11 protein-coding genes and 1 pseudogene are annotated in these 16614 nt (G+C 64.4%); all 12 read left to right on the top strand.

The features are described 5' to 3' along the window. The first annotated feature begins 84 nt into the window (after positions 1-84). The 12 genes and pseudogenes from N687_RS0114060 to N687_RS0114110 all read left to right on the top strand — a co-directional run bounded on the left by N687_RS0114060 (position 85) and on the right by N687_RS0114110 (position 16591). A complete protein-coding gene (locus N687_RS0114060) occupies positions 85-1332 on the top strand; it encodes an MFS transporter (RefSeq protein WP_231493487.1) in 1248 nt (415 codons plus the stop codon). Positions 1333-1597: 265 nt separating this feature from the next. Then, complete coding sequence (locus N687_RS0114065; protein WP_051663264.1) at positions 1598-2926, top strand: M20 family metallo-hydrolase; 1329 nt, start codon at positions 1598-1600, stop codon at positions 2924-2926. Further along, the gene (locus N687_RS0114070) at positions 2923-4215 is read left to right on the top strand and encodes a dihydroorotase (protein ID WP_029422456.1); all 1293 of its coding nucleotides are present in this window, start codon (positions 2923-2925) and stop codon (positions 4213-4215) included. Before N687_RS0114065 ends, N687_RS0114070 begins: the two co-directional genes overlap by 4 nt. Further along, entirely contained in the window at positions 4212-4997 is a 786-nt protein-coding gene (locus tag N687_RS0114075) for a dihydroorotate dehydrogenase electron transfer subunit (protein WP_156040160.1), read from the top strand. Before N687_RS0114070 ends, N687_RS0114075 begins: the two co-directional genes overlap by 4 nt. Continuing rightward, a complete protein-coding gene (locus N687_RS0114080) occupies positions 4994-5980 on the top strand; it encodes a dihydroorotate dehydrogenase (RefSeq protein ID WP_231493488.1) in 987 nt (328 codons plus the stop codon). Before N687_RS0114075 ends, N687_RS0114080 begins: the two co-directional genes overlap by 4 nt. A gap of 18 nt (positions 5981-5998) precedes the next feature. Next, positions 5999-8080 carry a peptidoglycan D,D-transpeptidase FtsI family protein gene (locus N687_RS0114085; protein WP_029422459.1) on the top strand — a complete coding sequence of 694 codons (2082 nt, stop codon included), beginning with the start codon at positions 5999-6001 and terminating at the stop codon, positions 8078-8080. Between the two features lie 208 nt (positions 8081-8288). Then, positions 8289-9452, top strand: a complete 1164-nt coding sequence (locus N687_RS0114090; RefSeq protein ID WP_051663265.1) for a C40 family peptidase — start codon at positions 8289-8291, stop codon at positions 9450-9452. Between the two features lie 610 nt (positions 9453-10062). Continuing rightward, complete coding sequence (locus N687_RS0114095) at positions 10063-11949, top strand: PrkA family serine protein kinase (protein ID WP_029422461.1); 1887 nt, start codon at positions 10063-10065, stop codon at positions 11947-11949. A gap of 22 nt (positions 11950-11971) precedes the next feature. Then, a complete protein-coding gene (locus tag N687_RS23995) occupies positions 11972-12394 on the top strand; it encodes a DUF444 family protein (RefSeq protein ID WP_051663266.1) in 423 nt (140 codons plus the stop codon). Continuing rightward, positions 12313-13137: pseudogene (locus tag N687_RS25180) on the top strand (DUF444 family protein); the annotation flags it as partial. The gene N687_RS23995 and the pseudogene N687_RS25180, both read left to right, overlap by 82 nt. Positions 13138-13140: 3 nt before the next feature. After that, a complete protein-coding gene (locus N687_RS25185) occupies positions 13141-14679 on the top strand; it encodes a SpoVR family protein (RefSeq protein WP_029422462.1) in 1539 nt (512 codons plus the stop codon). Between the two features lie 232 nt (positions 14680-14911). Beyond that, on the top strand, positions 14912-16591 hold the full coding sequence (locus N687_RS0114110) for an MDR family MFS transporter (protein WP_081841411.1): 1680 nt from the start codon (positions 14912-14914) through the stop codon (positions 16589-16591). The last annotated feature ends 23 nt before the right edge of the window (positions 16592-16614 follow it).

Consider the following 16614-nt stretch of genomic DNA (forward strand, 5'->3'; position numbering starts at 1 on the left):
TCCGTGCCCACAAATGACGATGCCGCGCGCCGCATGCCAAAATGGTACAAACAGTCTGATTCGAACTAAGAAGGAGGAGTGGATGTGTCTGAACCCGTACTCCAAGTGCGCGATGCGGCGCGAGCGGTGGAGGAAGGGCTGAACCGCTACCACTGGAAGACGCTGTGGTCCTCGATGGCGGGCTACGCCATGGATGGGCTGGACCTGATGGTGCTGTCTTACGTGTTGTCCTTGGTGATGAAAGACCTTCACCTGACCTCGGCGCAGGCGGGCAGCATCTCGACCATCACCTTGATGGGGTCGGTGTTGGGGGGATACCTGTTCGGAATTCTCGCCGACATCTACGGGCGCGTGCGGACGTTTGCCTACAGCATTCTCATTTTCTCCATCTTCACCGGGTTGACCGCATTCGTCCACAACCTGTTCTGGTTCGATGTGACGCGCTTTATCGCCGGGATTGGGCTCGGCGGAGAGTTCGGCATCGGCATGACGCTGGTCAGCGAGGCCTGGCCGAAGACGCACCGGTCACGCGCGACGTCGGTGGTGGCCATCGGGTTTCAATTCGGCATGATCATCGCATTGTTGTGCTCGATGGTGTTCGTACCCCGGTTCGGGTGGCAGAGTGCGTTCTTGATTGGGGCTCTGCCTGCCCTGTTCGCCTGGTGGAGCCGGCGTAACCTGGAGGAGCCGGAGATCTGGCGGCAGCGCCAGGCGCGCGGCGGCGACAAGGCGTTCCCGTTGGCCAAGTTGTTCGACTCTCCGCGCCGGGCGGGGATCACCATCGGCCTGGTGATCATGACGAGCGTGCAGAACTTCGGATTTTACGGCATCATGACCTGGCTGCCGACCATGCTGGCCAAGCAGCTCGGCTTTTCGTTCAACAAATCCCTCACCTGGACCCTGGTCACCATCCTCGGGATGATGACGGGAATCCTGTTGTTCGGCCAGCTGTCCGACCGCTGGGGGCGAAAGCCGTCCTATCTGGTGTTCCAGTTCGGCTCCGCGCTGATTGTCTGGTTGTTCTTCCACCAGAGCAGTCCCAGCGTCCTCCTGGTGCTCGGTTTTCTGATGGGATTCTTGGTCGACGGCATGATGGGCGGATACGGCGCCAGCATGGCGGAACATTATCCGACCGAGGCACGGTCGACTGCCGAGAACTTCATCTTCAACACCGGCCGCGCGGTGGGCGGTTTTGGACCGTACGTGATCGGCTCTCTCGCGATGTATCACTCCCTCAGCTGGGCGATGGGGCTGTTGTCCGCCATCTACATCCTGGCGGCGCTGGCGGTGATCTTTCTCGTGCCGGAGTCCAAAAACAAGGCGCTGGCGTGACCCCGGATAGCAACGCGTTTCCACATCCGCCTGCGGCACTCGCCGCAGGCCTTTTGGTTTTCGTTCGGCCACAGACGGTTGTGTCCCTTTCGTAGGAAACTCCAAAAAGACGGTTCGCGATTCGTCGGACCAGACATATGGGAGGGGCGTGAATTTTCTTATACTACCGGTACCACCGGCAGCGGCGGTTTCTCCCCGGGGGCTTCGACGGAGGGATTTCCCGTCAGAACACCGCCGGTTGAGCGGACACAAGGAGGTCTGAAGGATGGGGGCGGAACCTGTGCACCGGCATGTTTCGCAGGCGGATGCATGTGCGCGGCCCAGGGAAGTGGCACCCAGCGCCAGCGGATCCTCTTGGCTGGCTGATCAGATCGCCCAATTCGCCCGCTTCGGGGCGGAGGAGGGCGGCGGGGTGACGCGGCTCGCGTATTCCGACGCGGATGTGCAGGCCAGGCGCTGGTTTCTCCGCCTGTGCCGGGAGATGGACTTGGACGTCCGGATCGATCCGGTGGGAAACATCATCGCACGCCGTCCGGGCCTGGCACCGGACCTCCCGGCGGTGGCGATGGGATCTCACCTCGACACAGTCATCCGGGGTGGCCATTACGACGGGGTGCTCGGGGTGGTGGCGGCGCTCGACGTCATTCGGCGGTTGCAGCAGCGGCGCATCCAGACCGTCCACCCGCTCGAGGTGATGGTGTTCGCGGCGGAGGAGTCGACCCGGTTCGGCGTGGCCACCATCGGCAGCAAGGCGATGGCGGGGCTTTTGGATGCAGACCGGGCGGCGGGCTGGCGGGACCGGGAAGGCCGGACGTTTGCTGAGGTGTTGGCGGCCAGGGGGCTGGACCTGCGTGCGGCGCCGTCCGCGCGGCGGACGGAAGGGGAGCTGCGGGCGTTTTTGGAACTGCACATCGAACAGGGGCCGGAGCTGGAGGCCTCCGGGTTCCAGATCGGCGTCGTGCACGCCATCGCGGCCCCGACCCGGCTGCGCGTCCGCGTGGAGGGGACACCGGGCCACTCCGGCACCACGCCCATGACGTTGCGCCAGGACGCCCTGGCCGCGGCCGCCGAGGTGGTGCTGGCGGTGGAACGCTTGGCGCGGGCGGAGACCGAGCACCGGTCGGTGGGCACCGTCGGGGTCCTGCAGGCGGAACCGGGATCGCCCAACACCATTCCGGGTCGGGTCGAGATGGTGGCGGAGTTCCGGAGCGTCGACGCGGAGGCGAAGCGCAAACTGGTGGCGCAACTGATGCACGAGATCCATGAGATCGAACACGCCCGCGGCGTGCGGGCCGAGGTGGAGGTCCTGAGCGACGAATCACCGGTCCGGTTGGACGGGGACATCCGCCGATGCATCGCGCGGGTGTGTGCCGGCCGGGGCATTCGGTGGCAGGAGATGGCCAGCGGGGCCGGGCACGACGCGATGAACATGGCGCGCCTGTGCCCTGCCGGATTGGTGTTCATCCCCTGCCGCGACGGGATCAGCCACCACCCGGACGAGTACGCGCGGGAAAGAGACATGCAAACAGGGGTAGACGTGCTGTTGGATACGGTGTTGGCTTTGGCGGGAGCGCGTCAGGAGGGACAGCCATGAGGATCTGCATTCGCGGCGGTTGGGTGGTGGACCCGAAGCGAGCCCAGGGGTACCAGGCGGACGTGTTGTTGGAGGGGGATCGCATCACGGCGATCGCGCCGGACCTGGACGCCCCGGGGGCGGCGGATGTAGACGCGCGCGGGTGTTACGTCACGCCCGGGCTGGTGGACATCCACGTCCACCTGCGCGATCCCGGCTTCCCCGACAAGGAGACGATTGCCAGCGGGTCGCGGGCGGCCGCGGCGGGTGGCGTGACGAGCGTGGTGTGTATGCCGAACACCCGTCCGGCCATCGATCACCCGGACGTGGTGAGATATGTGAAGGAAACCGCCGCCGCGGCGTCGGTGGTGCGGGTGTACCCGGCCGGCGCCATGACGAAGGGCCAGCAGGGGACGGAGATGACCGATTTTCGGGCGCTGGCCGAAGCCGGCGTGGTGACCTTCACGGAAGACGGCAAGTCCGTGATGGATCCCCTCGTGTTGATGCAGGCGTTCACAGCCGCCGCCGAGCTGGGGATGCCCATCACCTCCCACTGCGAGGACCATCACCTGGTGCGAACCGGGGCGATGCATCGCGGGTGGGTCAGCGAACGCCTCGGGGACCCCGGCATTCCGGCGCTGGCGGAAGACCTGATTGTGGCGCGGGACATTCTGTTCGCGCAACACACTGGGGCACGCCTGCACATTCAGCACGTGACGACGGAGTCGGCGGTGCAGCTGATCCGGGAAGCCAAGGCCCGCGGCGTGAAGGTCACGGCAGAGGCCACGCCGCACCACTTCTCGCTGACCCACGAGGTGTTGCTCGAACACGGGGCGCTCGCGAAGGTGAATCCGCCCCTGCGGACCCAGCGGGATGTCGACGCCGTGGTCGCCGGGCTGATGGACGGCACCATCGACGCCATCGCCACCGATCACGCGCCGCACACCTGGGAAGAGAAGCAGCAGGGGCTGGCCGCCGCGCCGTTCGGATTTGTCGGCTTGGAGACGCTGGTCGGCGTGACGTTTACCCACCTCGTCCATACGGGGAAACTGTCCGTGCCCGAGGTGATCGCCAAATTGACCGTGAATCCGGCGCGAATCATGGGCCTGCCGGAACCTCGGCTGGAGGCGGGGGCGGTGGCGGACGTCACCGTGATCGATCCGAACCTGGAGTGGGTGGTCGATCCCACTTCCTTCGAAACCCGCGCCAAACACAGCCCGATGGCCGGCATGCGCCTGCGCGGGAAACCGGTGTACACGTTCGTCGGCGGGCGGATGGTGTACGCCCACGGGCGGGGGATCCTGTCATGATGCAGGTGCAGGCCATCGTGCTGGGGAACGACTGGGTGAATCGCCGGTACAAGCACATGTCCGTGTATGCGCCGCAGGTGGCCGGGCTGTGTCAAGCCGGGCAGTTTTTCCACATCCGCTGCTCCGACGACGTGACGCCCCTGCTCCGCCGCCCGATGAGCATCTACCGGTACGAACCGGAGCGGGGAGAGGTCCACTTCCTCTACCATGTGAAAGGGCAGGGCACGCAATGGCTGGCCGCCCGCAAGCCGGGTGACGCGGTGGACCTGTTCGGGCCGCTCGGGCGGGGTTTTTGGATCCGTCCCGGTTGGCGGCGCATCCTCGTCCTGGCGCGGGGGGTGGGGCTCGCCACGCTGGCGCCTGTGGCCCGCATGGCCCAGGAGCAAGGCATCGGGACCATCGCTGTGTTGAGTGCGCGCACGGCGGAGGATGTGTTGTCCAAGGACGAGATGGAGCGGTTCGGGGCGCGCGTGATGGTGGTCCTGGACGAGGACGGGACGAGTGAGGTGGCAGCGGTGGAGCGGCTGGTGCGCGAAGTGGTGGAACGGGAGCGCGTGGATGCGCTGTTCACCTGCGGGTCGCGCCGCCTGACGCGGCTGCTGCAACGCGTGGCGCGGGACACCGGGCTGCCAGGGCAGGTGGCCCTGGAAGAGAACATGGGTTGCGGATTGGGCATGTGTTTTTGCTGCGTGCGGCCGTTTTGGCGCGGCGGTGAGCGCGTGAACCTGCGGGTGTGCGCGGACGGCCCCGTGTTCGATCTGAGCGAGGTGTTGGAGGCGTGAGCGGGATCGACATGACGGTGGAGCTGGGCGGGCTGCGGTTGAAAAATCCGGTGATGCCCGCGTCCGGGACGTTCGCGGAAGAATTGACGCACGTCCTCGACATCTCCCGCTTCGGGGCGGTCGTGACCAAAAGCGTGACGCCGGAAGCCAGGCTGGGCAATCCGGGACCGCGCGTGGCCGAAACGGCTGCCGGGATGATCAACGCGGTGGGGATCCAGAGCAAAGGGGCGGACGCCTTCCTCGCCCACACGGTGCCGTTCTACCGGCGGTTCGATGTGCCGCTCATCGCGAGCATCTCGGCGGAGACCGCGGACCAGTTCGCCGCCTTGGCGGCGAAGCTGTCCGTTGACGGGGTGGCCGCCCTGGAGGTGAACATCTCGTGTCCCAACCTGGAAGATGACGGCCGCTCGTTCGCCATGGACCCGGGGCAGACGGCACGCGTGTTGGAGAAGATCAGGCGGGTGACGGATCTGCCGCTCTTCGCCAAGCTGACGCCCAACACCGGGGACATCGTGGCGGTCGCGCTCGCGGCGGAGCAGGCGGGGGCGGACGCCGTCGTGATCGCCAACACCATTCTCGCCATGGCCATCGATGTGGAGACTCGCCGTCCCAAGGTCGGGAACGGGATGGGGGGCTTGTCGGGGCCAGCCATCAAACCGATCATCGTGCGCATGGTGTACCAGGCGGCCCGACGGTTGCGCGTCCCCATCATCGGCTGCGGTGGCATCTGCAGCGCGGAAGACGCCATCGAGTACATGCTGGCGGGCGCGACGGCGGTGCAGGTGGGCACGTACACGTTTTTGCAACCGGCGGGAATGCTGGACATCCTCGCTGGGATGGAAGCGTACGCGTTGCGGCACGGGGTGACGCGGATCCGCGATCTGGTCGGCGCGGTGGAATGGCCGACGCGGCGTGAACAGGTTTCCACAAATTCTTCGGACCGATTGGGAGGCGGAGGCGGTATAATGGCCTGTGGAGTGTGATGAAGGAGTCGATGGCCGATGGCGAGATCGAGGCTGAGAAAGGCGAAGGCGGGCAAGCCGGAGAAACCCGTCGAGCGCTCTCTGACGTGGCGGGCGAACTTCCTCTACGGGATGACGTTTATAGCCTGCCTGTCGCTGATCTTGCGCTTAGGCTACCTGCAGATCGCGCGCGGTGAAGAGTTCCGCCAGACGGCGGCCACCGCCCGCGAGGACACCATCCCGGTGCTGCCGGCCCGGGGGCGCATCTACGACGCGAACGGCAACCTGCTCGCGTACGACAAGCCAGCGTACGCCCTCTATCTGGCCAACGACCGATCGCTCAAGCCACAGTTTCCGGCCATCGCCGCCAAACTGGCACCGGTTCTGAAGGTCAAGGAGAGCGATCTGCTCGAGACCATGCAAAAACAGACGTACCTGTCGCAGATCCAGCTGGCGACGGGGTTGACGGACCAGCAGCTGGCGTGGGTGGAAGAGCACCGCTCGGACCTGCCGGGCGTCGACGTCATGGTGGAGTCGCAGCGGACCTATCCCTACGGGGTGCTGGCTGGACAGGTGCTCGGGTACACGGGCCCGATCACGCAGGATACGTACAACCACTACGTGAATGACTTGCATTACCTGCAGACGCAGAAAGTCGGTGTTGCCGGTCTGGAGTTGCAGTATGAGAGCGTTCTGCAGGGCCAGAAGGGCAAGCAGATCGTCCAGGTCAACAGCAACGGCAATCCCATTCAGACGCTGGACTATGACCCGGCGCCGGTGCCGGGGGCGAACCTGCAACTGACGCTGGACGGCCACCTGCAGGCCATCGCTCAGCAGGCGTTAATGGATGCTGTTGAAAAGTCAAAGTACAGCCAATACATCCACGACGCGGAGGCGGTCGTGCTCGACGTGAAGACGGGCGGCGTGCTGGCGATGGCCAGCTATCCTTACCTCGATCCCAACTGGTACATTGGCGGATCGAAGACGCTCAACCCGCACCTGCACTATCTCGCGTCGTCGGGGGCGCAGCTGAACAACGTGATCCAGAGCCCGCGCACGCCTGGATCGACCGTCAAGATGGCGAACCTGGTGACCGCGCTGAAGACGGGCGTGGTGAGCCCGGACACGGTGTTTCAGGACCACACCATTACCCGCATCGGCGCGGACGCGCGCCTCAGCGACAACGGCGAGTACCACGGACTGGTGACGCCGGTCAAGGCGATCGCGGTGTCCTGCGACACCTTCTTCTACGAGGTGGGCCTGTGGCTCGGCAAGTGGATGGGTGCCGACGCGTCGAGCGGCGGCGGCTTTACGGGGGCGTCGTCGTACCGGCAGTGGCTCAACACCCAGTTCGCCCGCGGCATCACCACCCTCTTTCAGGGGGAGCGGGATTTCGGGCTGGGGGCCAAGACGGGGATCGACCTTCCGGGTGAGGTGGCGGGCCGCTTTTACGTGGAGGATTCCCGCAAGCAGATGCAGCGCGTTCAGCTGGACCTGGACAAGGCGGAGCAGTCGTTGCAGAAAAACGGCAGCTACCCGATGTACGGCTCCCCGGTCGACCTGGCGTTCGCGGGCATCGGGCAGACGCAGCAGTTCACGCCGATTGAGCTCGCGCAGTACGCGGCCACCATCGCCAACAACGGCGTGCGATTGCAGCCGCATCTGCTGGCGAAGATCATCCCGCAGGACGGGAGCCCGCCGGAGGTGTTCAAGCCGGTGGTGCAGGCGAAGCTGAACATCCCAACGCAGTACTTGCAGATTGTGCAGGAGGGCATGCACGAGGCGACTACCGTCGGGACGGCGGCAGGGGCGTTCCAGGGGGCACCGTATCAGGCGGCGGGCAAGACGGGGACCGCCCAGATCACGGAGGGCGGTGTGCCCATGGACAACTCGGTGTTCGTCGGCTACGCGCCGTTCGATAACCCGCAAATTGCGATTTGCGTCATGATCCCGGGTGCTGGTTACGGCGCGGATGCGGCGGCGCCGGTGGCACGCCAGCTGATGGACGCTTACTTCCAGGAGCACCACCAGTTCTTCCCGAAAGAACAGTGGCAGGACACCCAAATCCCGGCGGACTACAAGCAGTGGTCCTCGTACGTCAAGCCGGAGCAGGCGCAGTGAGCCAAGGTTGAAGGACGTCAAGGGTTGAAGTTTCTCAAGCCAGGCCAACGTGGAAGTTGCCAGGCACAAAGCGAGGATGCCCATCCCCCTGCCTAGGGCAGGGGGATTTTTCTAGGGACCGGAGGCAGGAATCCACTCCGTAGGTGTCGAACTCTGCTGTCGGATGATGGAGCATTTCGACGGCAGACGACACCGACGGAGGGATGATGTGAAACACAGGATCTGGATGGCCGTCGCCGCGTCGTCGATGCTGTGTCTGACGATGGCGGTGCCGGCGTCGGAAGCGAATGAGTTGACGCAAAAACAGGCTCAGATGCAAGCTCTTCAAGCCCAGGCGGCGCAGGTGAATCAGCAGGCCGCGGCCGACCAGGCGAAGGCGCAACAATTGCAGCAGGCGATCCAGTCGTACAGCGATTCCATCGCGGCCGTGCAGCAACAGGCGGACGCGAACGCGAAGGAAATCGCGGCTTTGAATCAGCAGTTGAAAGCGCTGCAGGACCGGATCGCCAAGACGCAGCAGGAACTGGACCAGGATCAACAGCGGCTGCAGGACAGCGTGCGCGCGGTTTATGAAGACGGCACGGTGTCGTATCTCGAGGTGTTGTTCCACAGCACCAGTTTTTCCGACCTGCTCGACCGGATGGACGCCTTGGCGCGCATCGCGGACCAGCAGCGCCAGCTGGCGGCCCAGGTGCGCGCACTGAGGGACTCGTTGCAACGCGAACAGCAGACGAAGGCGGCGACCGTGCAGACGCTGCAGAAGAAGCAGCACGAGTACGAGCTGTTGATTGAGACGAATCGCCAGCTTCGGGAGCAGAAGAAACGCGCCTATTCGGACGCGATGGCCCGGGTCCATGCGGACGTGCAGAAGAAAGGGATGCTCGAGAGCCAGATCCGGCTGACGCAGGAGCAAATTGCCGCCATCGAGGCGCAGACCCGCCAGGCGGAGGCGAAGATGCAGGATGCTTCTTACGTCGCCCAGGCCACGCAGAGTCTGGCCAGCGCCGATTCGTCGGCCATCATCCATTACGCCGAGCAGTTCATCGGCACGCCCTACGTGTGGGGAGGGACCAGCCCCGGCGGGTTCGACTGCTCCGGATTCACGCAGTACGTGTTCGGCCACTTCGGCGTCCACCTCGGCCGCACGGCCGCCGACCAATTCGGGCAGGGCGTCCCGGTCTCCCAGGCCAACCTCCAGCCCGGGGATCTCGTCTTCTTCAGCACCTATGCCCCCGGCGCCACCCATGTGGGCATCTACATCGGCGGTGGCATGATGATCAACGCCGAGGACGCCGGTTGCATGATCACCTCCATCCACAGCTCCTATTGGGGTCCGCGTTACATCGGTGCCCGCCGCGTCATCAAGGGATGACGCGGCGGTGCCATTGGGGCCGCCAATCTGGGTGCCGTTGGCGTGGCGCTCCGTAAGCACAAATGGCTCGCTATGGGTGGCTGGACGCGGACGTTGCAGTGGCCTGCCAGACGCCTGGTAGCGGTCTAAGTGCAAAAAGGATGTTAACAGTGGGGCCTCGGGATCGCTTAACTGCACGATGTTCGCTATCGATCCCGATGGCGGCATCAGTAAACGCGTGAAATGTGGTTATCGGGGGATCGGGCGAATCGGCTGCGGTGGATTGAATACAAAAGAGTTGCTATTGGTTGCGAATCGTAGTCGGATAAATGCGAATCCGTTGGTATCGTTTCCGCCCCGGGCCGCCATAAGCAAAAAACGTTTTTTACCGTGAGCTCACGGAGCGGTATGCGACGGCACTGTGCGCCCCGGGCCCCCTTCCGTCTCTGCCTCTCTTGCCCCTCACAAAAACCCGCCTCGCCACGTTTAATCCTCCGCTATGGTGAGACACTTGAATGTGAAAGCAGATTTTGTTTGAGAAGCTTTGTTGCGAAGGTAGACACTGGCAGACCCTCACACCTCGACACCACACGAACAACCATCCCAAGCTTTGCAAAGGAGGAGAATCGCGGTGAGTTTGGCGGCGCGGTTGCGAGCGTACAAACAGGAGGAGCAGGACCTTCATTGGGAGGGGACGTTTGAGCAGTATCTCGGGCTGGTCGAGAAGAATCCGAACATCGCCAATACCGCGCACGCGCGCGTGTACGACATGATTGTGTCGGCCGGCGTGGAGGAGGTGGACGGACACAAGATCTACCACTTCTTCGACGACGAGTTGTACGGGTTGCAGATCCCGCTCGAGCGGTTGGTGGAAGAGTATTTTCACTCGGCGGCGCGGCGGCTGGACGTCCGCAAGCGCATCCTCTTGTTGATGGGCCCGGTCAGCGGCGGCAAGTCGTCGCTGGTGACGCTGCTCAAGCGCGGGCTGGAGGCGTACAGCCGGACGGACCGGGGGGCGGCATACGGCATCAAGGGTTGCCCGATGCACGAGGAACCGCTGCACCTGATCCCGCACCGGCTGCGGCCGGAGATGGAGCGGGAGCTGAACGTCCACATCGAAGGGGACCTGTGCCCCGTCTGCCAGCTCCGGCTGGAGGAGGAGTTCGGCGGCGACATCCTGCGCGTGCCCGTGGAGCGGATCCTCTTCAGCGAGTCCAAGCGGATCGGCATCGGCACCTTCAGCCCGTCCGATCCGAAGTCCCAGGACATCGCCGACCTGACCGGAAGCGTCGACTTCTCGACCATCGCCGAGTACGGATCGGAGTCGGACCCGCGGGCGTTCCGGTTTGACGGGGAGCTCAACAAGGCCAACCGGGGCATCCTCGAGATGCAGGAGATGTTGAAGATTGACAGCAAGTTCCTCTACCACCTGCTCAGCCTGACCCAAGAGGGGAATTTCAAGGCCGGCCGGTTCGCGCTCATCTCGGCGGACGAGCTGGTCATCGCCCATACGAACGAGACCGAGTACCAGGCCTTCATCTCCAATAAGAAGAACGAAGCCCTCCATTCGCGCATGGTGGTCATGCCCATCCCGTACACCCTGCGCGTCAGTGACGAGGTGCGCATCTACGAGAAGCTGATCCGGCAGAGCGATCTGCGCGACGTGCACATCGCCCCGCACGGCCTGCGCACCGCCGCCATCTTCTCGGTGCTGTCGCGCCTCAAGGAGTCGGCCAAGGCCGACCTGATGAAGAAGCTGAAGCTGTACGACGGGCAGGACGTGGAGGGCAACGAGGTCGACGTCAAGGAGCTGCAGGCCGAGCACCCGCTGGAGGGGATGAGCGGGATCGATCCCCGCTACGTCATCAACCGCATCTCCTCGGCGCTGGTCAAGAGCGACGCGCGCTGCATCAACGCCCTCGACATCCTGCGCTCACTCAAGGACGGGCTGGATCAGCACGCCAGCATCACCCCCGCCGACAAGGAGCGGCTGCTCAACTTCATCGCCATGGCGCGCCAGGAGTACGACGAGGTGGTCAAAAAGGAAGTGCAGAAGGCATTCGTCTACTCCTATGAGGAGTCGGCGCAGACCTTGTTCAACAACTACCTCGACAACGTCGAGGCGTACTGCAACCGTCAGAAGCTGCGCGACCCCATCACCGACGAAGAGGTCGATCCCGATGAAACCCTGATGCGCTCGGTGGAAGAGCAGATCGGCGTCAGCGAGAACGCGAAGACCGAGTTCCGCGAGGAGATCCTCATCCGCATGTCGTCGTACGCGCGCCGCGGCAAGGTGTTCCGCTACGATTCGCACGAGCGCCTGAAGGAAGCCATCGAGCGGAAACTGTTCGCGGACCTCAAGGACGTGGTGAAGATCACCACCAACACCAAGACGCCGGATCCGGATCAGTTGAAACGCATCAACCAGGTGCACTCGACGTTGGTGGACAAGCACGGTTACTGCCCGGTGTGCGCCAACGAGGTGCTGAAATACGTCGGCAGCCTGCTGAACCGGTGAGGGCTGGAGGGAGGCGTGCGCGATGAGCGTGGTGACCCACGACGACTGGTCGCTCGACCGCCGCGGGCAGAGCGCGCAGGCGCGCCACCGCGAGAAGATCAAGCAGGCCATTCGCGAGAATCTCGCGGATCTGGTGTCGGACCAGGGCATCATCCTGTCGGACGGCAAGCGGACCGTCCGCATCCCGGTGCCGACGCTGGACGAACCGCACTTCCGCTTTGATTACAACAAACAACAGCACGTCGGCCAAGGCGAGGGCAAGCCCGGCCAGAGCATCGGCCGCGTCGGCGGGTTGGGCCAGGGGCCGGCGGCCCGGGCGGCCAGGGGACGGGCCCAGGCGCATCGGGCGCGGGCGATCAGCCGGGGGAGCAGATCCTCGAGGCGGAGGTGTCCATCGAGGACATCGAGGACGCGCTGTTCGCGGACCTGCGGCTGCCCAACCTGAAGGACAAGCCCCCCGTCCGGCAGGTGATGGACGGGGTGGATTTCACCGACGTGCGGCCGCGCGGCATCCAGGCGAACATCGACCGCAAGCGGACGTTCCTCCAGGCGCTGCGGCGCAGCCGCCTGGCGGGACAAAAGCTCACCATCACGAAGGAGGACCTGCGGTTCAAGACCTGGGAGGAGACTCAGCAGCCCGGTTCGGGGGCCGTCGTGATCGCCATGATGGACGTGTCGGGCAGCATGGGGATGTCGGAGAAATACATGGCGCGAACCTTCTTCTTCTGGACGGAGAAGTTCCTGCGGCGCCAGTACCAGAACGTGGAGATCCGGTACCTGGTGCACCACGCCGAGGCGTACGAGACGACCAAGGAGGCCTTTTACACCACGCGCGAAAACGGGGGCACCGTCTGCTCGACGGTGTTCGAGCTGGCGCTTGAACTCGTCCGCCGCGACTATCCCCCCGAGCTGTGGAACGTCTACCCGCTGTACGTGGGGGACGGCGACAACCACCCGGCCGACAACGAGCGCGCGGTGAAGGTGCTGCAGGGCCTGTGCGCCGTGTCGGCAATGACGGGGTATGTGGAGATCAACCCGTATAACCGGGTGACGGCCCTGTCCCGGCACGTGGCCGGCCTCGATCCCGCTGTCTTTCGTTGGGCCACAGCCGGTCATCCGCGGGACATGCTCAAGATCATGCGGTCGTTTTTCCGCGCCGACGCGGCGGCGTCGCGAGAGGGGGCATGAGATATGAAGCGTGAGGAGTATGCGCGGTTTGAGCGGACCATCGCCTGGATGGAATCGCGTGCTCGCGAACTGGGGCTCGACTTTTTCGACATGCGCTACGAGATCTGCCCGGCGGACGTGGTGTACACCATCGCCGGTTTCGGCATGCCGACCCGTTACAGCCATTGGAGCTTCGGCAAGCAGTACCACCGCCACAAGCTCGACTACGACCTGGGCCTGTCGCGCATCTACGAGCTGGTGGTCAACAATGACCCGTGCTACGCGTTCTTTCTCGAAAACAACACGGTCCTGCAGAACGAGATGATCGTCGCGCACGTGCTCGGGCACAGCGACTTCTTCAAGAACAATGCCCGGTTCCGGTACACGAACCGCGATATGATCGACACCATGGCAGCGACGGCGGAGCGGTTCCGGCGCTACGAGGAGAAGTACGGGGTGGCCCGGGTGGAAGAGGTGATTGACGCGGCGATGTCCATCCAGGAGCACGTGGACCCGTCGATGCGCGCGCGCCGGCGAATGATGCGGCCGCAGGCGGACGCGGAGGCGGGCCAAGCGGTCGGGGAGGCGCCGGTGGATGCGGCGGGCCGGCGGCGCGGGCCGTACGACGACCTGTGGCAAATCGGGAGCGGTACGGGGCCGGCGGGGGCCGGTGGATCGACCGGGGGAGATGGTGGGTCGCTGCCGCGGGCCGGCGGCGTCAGCGGCGCTCCTTCGGTGGGTGGCGCCGGCTCCGTGGGCGGTTTCGGTGCGGTGATCGGTGCCGGCCCGAACGGGGGAGTCGGCACCGGCGATGGTGCGGCTTCCGCGACCGAGGGCGGGAACTTGCAGGAGAAGGACCTGCTCGGTTTTATCCTCGAGAACAGCCGCCACCTGGAGGACTGGGAGCGCGACATCGTGGCCGTCGTGCGCGAGGAGATGCTGTACTTCTGGCCGCAGCTGGAGACGAAGATCATGAACGAAGGCTGGGCGACCTTTTGGCATATCGAGCTGATGCGGGAGATGGATCTGTCGGGGCAGGACGCCATCGACTTCGCGCAGCTGACGGCGAACGTCACGCAGCCGAACCGGTTCTCGCTCAACCCGTACAACGTGGGACTGGCCATCTGGCGGGACATCGAGCGCCGGTATGGCCGGGAGAAGATGTTTGAGGTGCGCGAGTGCGAGTCGGACACCAGCTTTCTGCGCAACTATCTGAACCAGGACATCGTGGACGCCTGTGAGCTGTACTTGTTCGAGCGGCGCGGCATCGAGTGGGTGATCGTGGAGCGGAATTACGAAAAGATCCGCGACCTGTTGGTGCAACAGCGCACCAATGGCGGTTTCCCCGTCCTGTATGTGACGGACGGCGATCTGGGGCGGATGGGGGGCCTGTGCATCACTCACGCCTACGACGGGCAGGAATTGGACGTGCGTTACATCGAGCGCACCCTGCCCCGGGTGCACCGACTGTGGGGGCGTCCGGTGACCCTGCGGACGGTGGTCGACGGGCGGCCGGCCGAGTTCCGGTGCGAAGGGGACCACGTCTTGCGCCGCGTGGTGTAGGGGCGTTTTCCGGCCGATCGGCCGGTTTTTTTATTTTCTCATCCTTGACATTGTGGCTCCGGCATGGCATAAATAGCTGTGTGAAGTAAAAGGTAATGTAGATAAAATATTTATCAATAAAACCAACAGCATCACATCGAACCATCCACTCATCCGTATCCAGCCACCCCTGTGCGAACTCTTATCCGCTTCACACGTCTCAATTCTGTGCCCATGTGGAGGGAAACCAGACATGAACCGTCCCAACCATCCGGAAGGCGCAAACCTGGCGAACAGCGGCGCGGATGCATTCCGTCCGGACGCATCTTCGGCGTCCGCCGAGGCGGACGAAGCGGGGCACGCGTCCATCAAACACCGTGGCATTCTCATCACCGGGCTCATCATCGCCATGCTGTTCGGAGCCCTCGATCAGACCATCGTCGGCACGGCCATGCCACGCATCGTCGGCGAGCTGGGCGGCCTGGCCTACATGGCCTGGCTGACGACGGCGTACATGCTCACGTCCACCACGGTCGTCCCCATCGCCGGAAAGCTGGCCGACCTGCTCGGCCGCAGGGTGGTGTACGTCACTGGCCTGGCCATCTTCATGATCGGGTCGGCGTTGTGCGGTGCCGCCCACACCATGAACCAGCTCATCTTCTTCCGCGGGTTCCAGGGCATCGGCGGGGGCATCATGATGCCGATGGCCATGGTCATCATCGGCGATCTCTTCACGGGCGCCGAGCGCGCGAAGTGGCAGGGGGTGTTCGGCGCCATCTTCGGGCTCTCGTCCATCGTCGGTCCGCAGATCGGCGGGTGGATCGTCGACGCGCTCAGCTGGCGGTGGGTGTTTTACATCAACCTGCCCATCGCGCTCGTCGCCATTGTGTTCATCTCCATGGGGTTGCACAGCCACCGCCGCAGCGAGCGGGTGACGTTTGACATCCCCGGCATCGTGACCATGGTGGTCGGCGTCGTCAGCCTGCTGCTCGCACTCACGTTCGGCGGCAAGGACTACCCGTGGACGTCCTGGCAGATCCTCGGATTGTTCGCGATCGCGCTGGTATCGCTCACCGCCTTCGTCCTCATCGAGGCGCGCGCGGCGGAACCCATTTTGCCGCTTCGGCTGTTCCGCAACCGGACGTTTGTGCTGATCAACGGCATCGGCTTCCTGATGAGCGTCGGGATGTTCGGATCCATCATGTTCATCCCGCTGTTCCTGCAGGGCATCATCGGTATCAGTCCGTCGGCGTCCGGCACCGCCATGACCCCGATGATGCTCACCGTGATGGCGGGCAGCATGGTCGGCGGGCGGTTGGTCACGAAGATCGGCGTCCGCACGCAGACCACCATCGGCATGCTCATCATGGCCGCGAGCTTCATCCTGCTCGCGAACTTGACCGTGCACACCAAGACCTTGGCGGTCACCGGCTGCATGATCATTCTCGGGATTGGGATGGGCCTGGTGATGCCTCTGCTCACCATCGCCCTGCAGGAGAGCTTTCCGAGGACAGAGCTCGGCGTGGTCACGTCTTCGAGCCAGTTCTTCCGGCAGATCGGCGGCACGTTCGGGATGACCATCCTCGGTGCGATGCTCAACGCGCGATCGAGCGCGCTGCTCACGGCCCAGCTCGATCCGCTGCTCCAACGCATCCCCGCCAACCCGATGGTGGCGCAATTGAAGTCGATGATCGCGACCAACGCGCAGGGCTTGTACTCCTCCCTGCTGAACCCGAATGCGCTCGTTCAGATGCCCGCGGTCTTCAAGGACACCCTGGTGCCGGTGCTCAAGTCCGCGCTCGTCGAGTCGCTGCACAGCGTGTTCTGGTTCGGTCTGGTGTTCATCCTGCTCGGCGTGGTGTGCTCGTTGTTCCTCGGCAAGATCCGGATCTCGAGCCGCCGTGGGGCGCGGCCGGCGCCGTCGGAGGCGTAACACCCCTGCGTCATGGCAGGAGG

It is taken from the genome of Alicyclobacillus macrosporangiidus CPP55, assembly GCF_000702485.1.
GTDB classification, from domain to species: Bacteria; Bacillota; Bacilli; order Alicyclobacillales; family Alicyclobacillaceae; genus Alicyclobacillus_H; species Alicyclobacillus_H macrosporangiidus_B.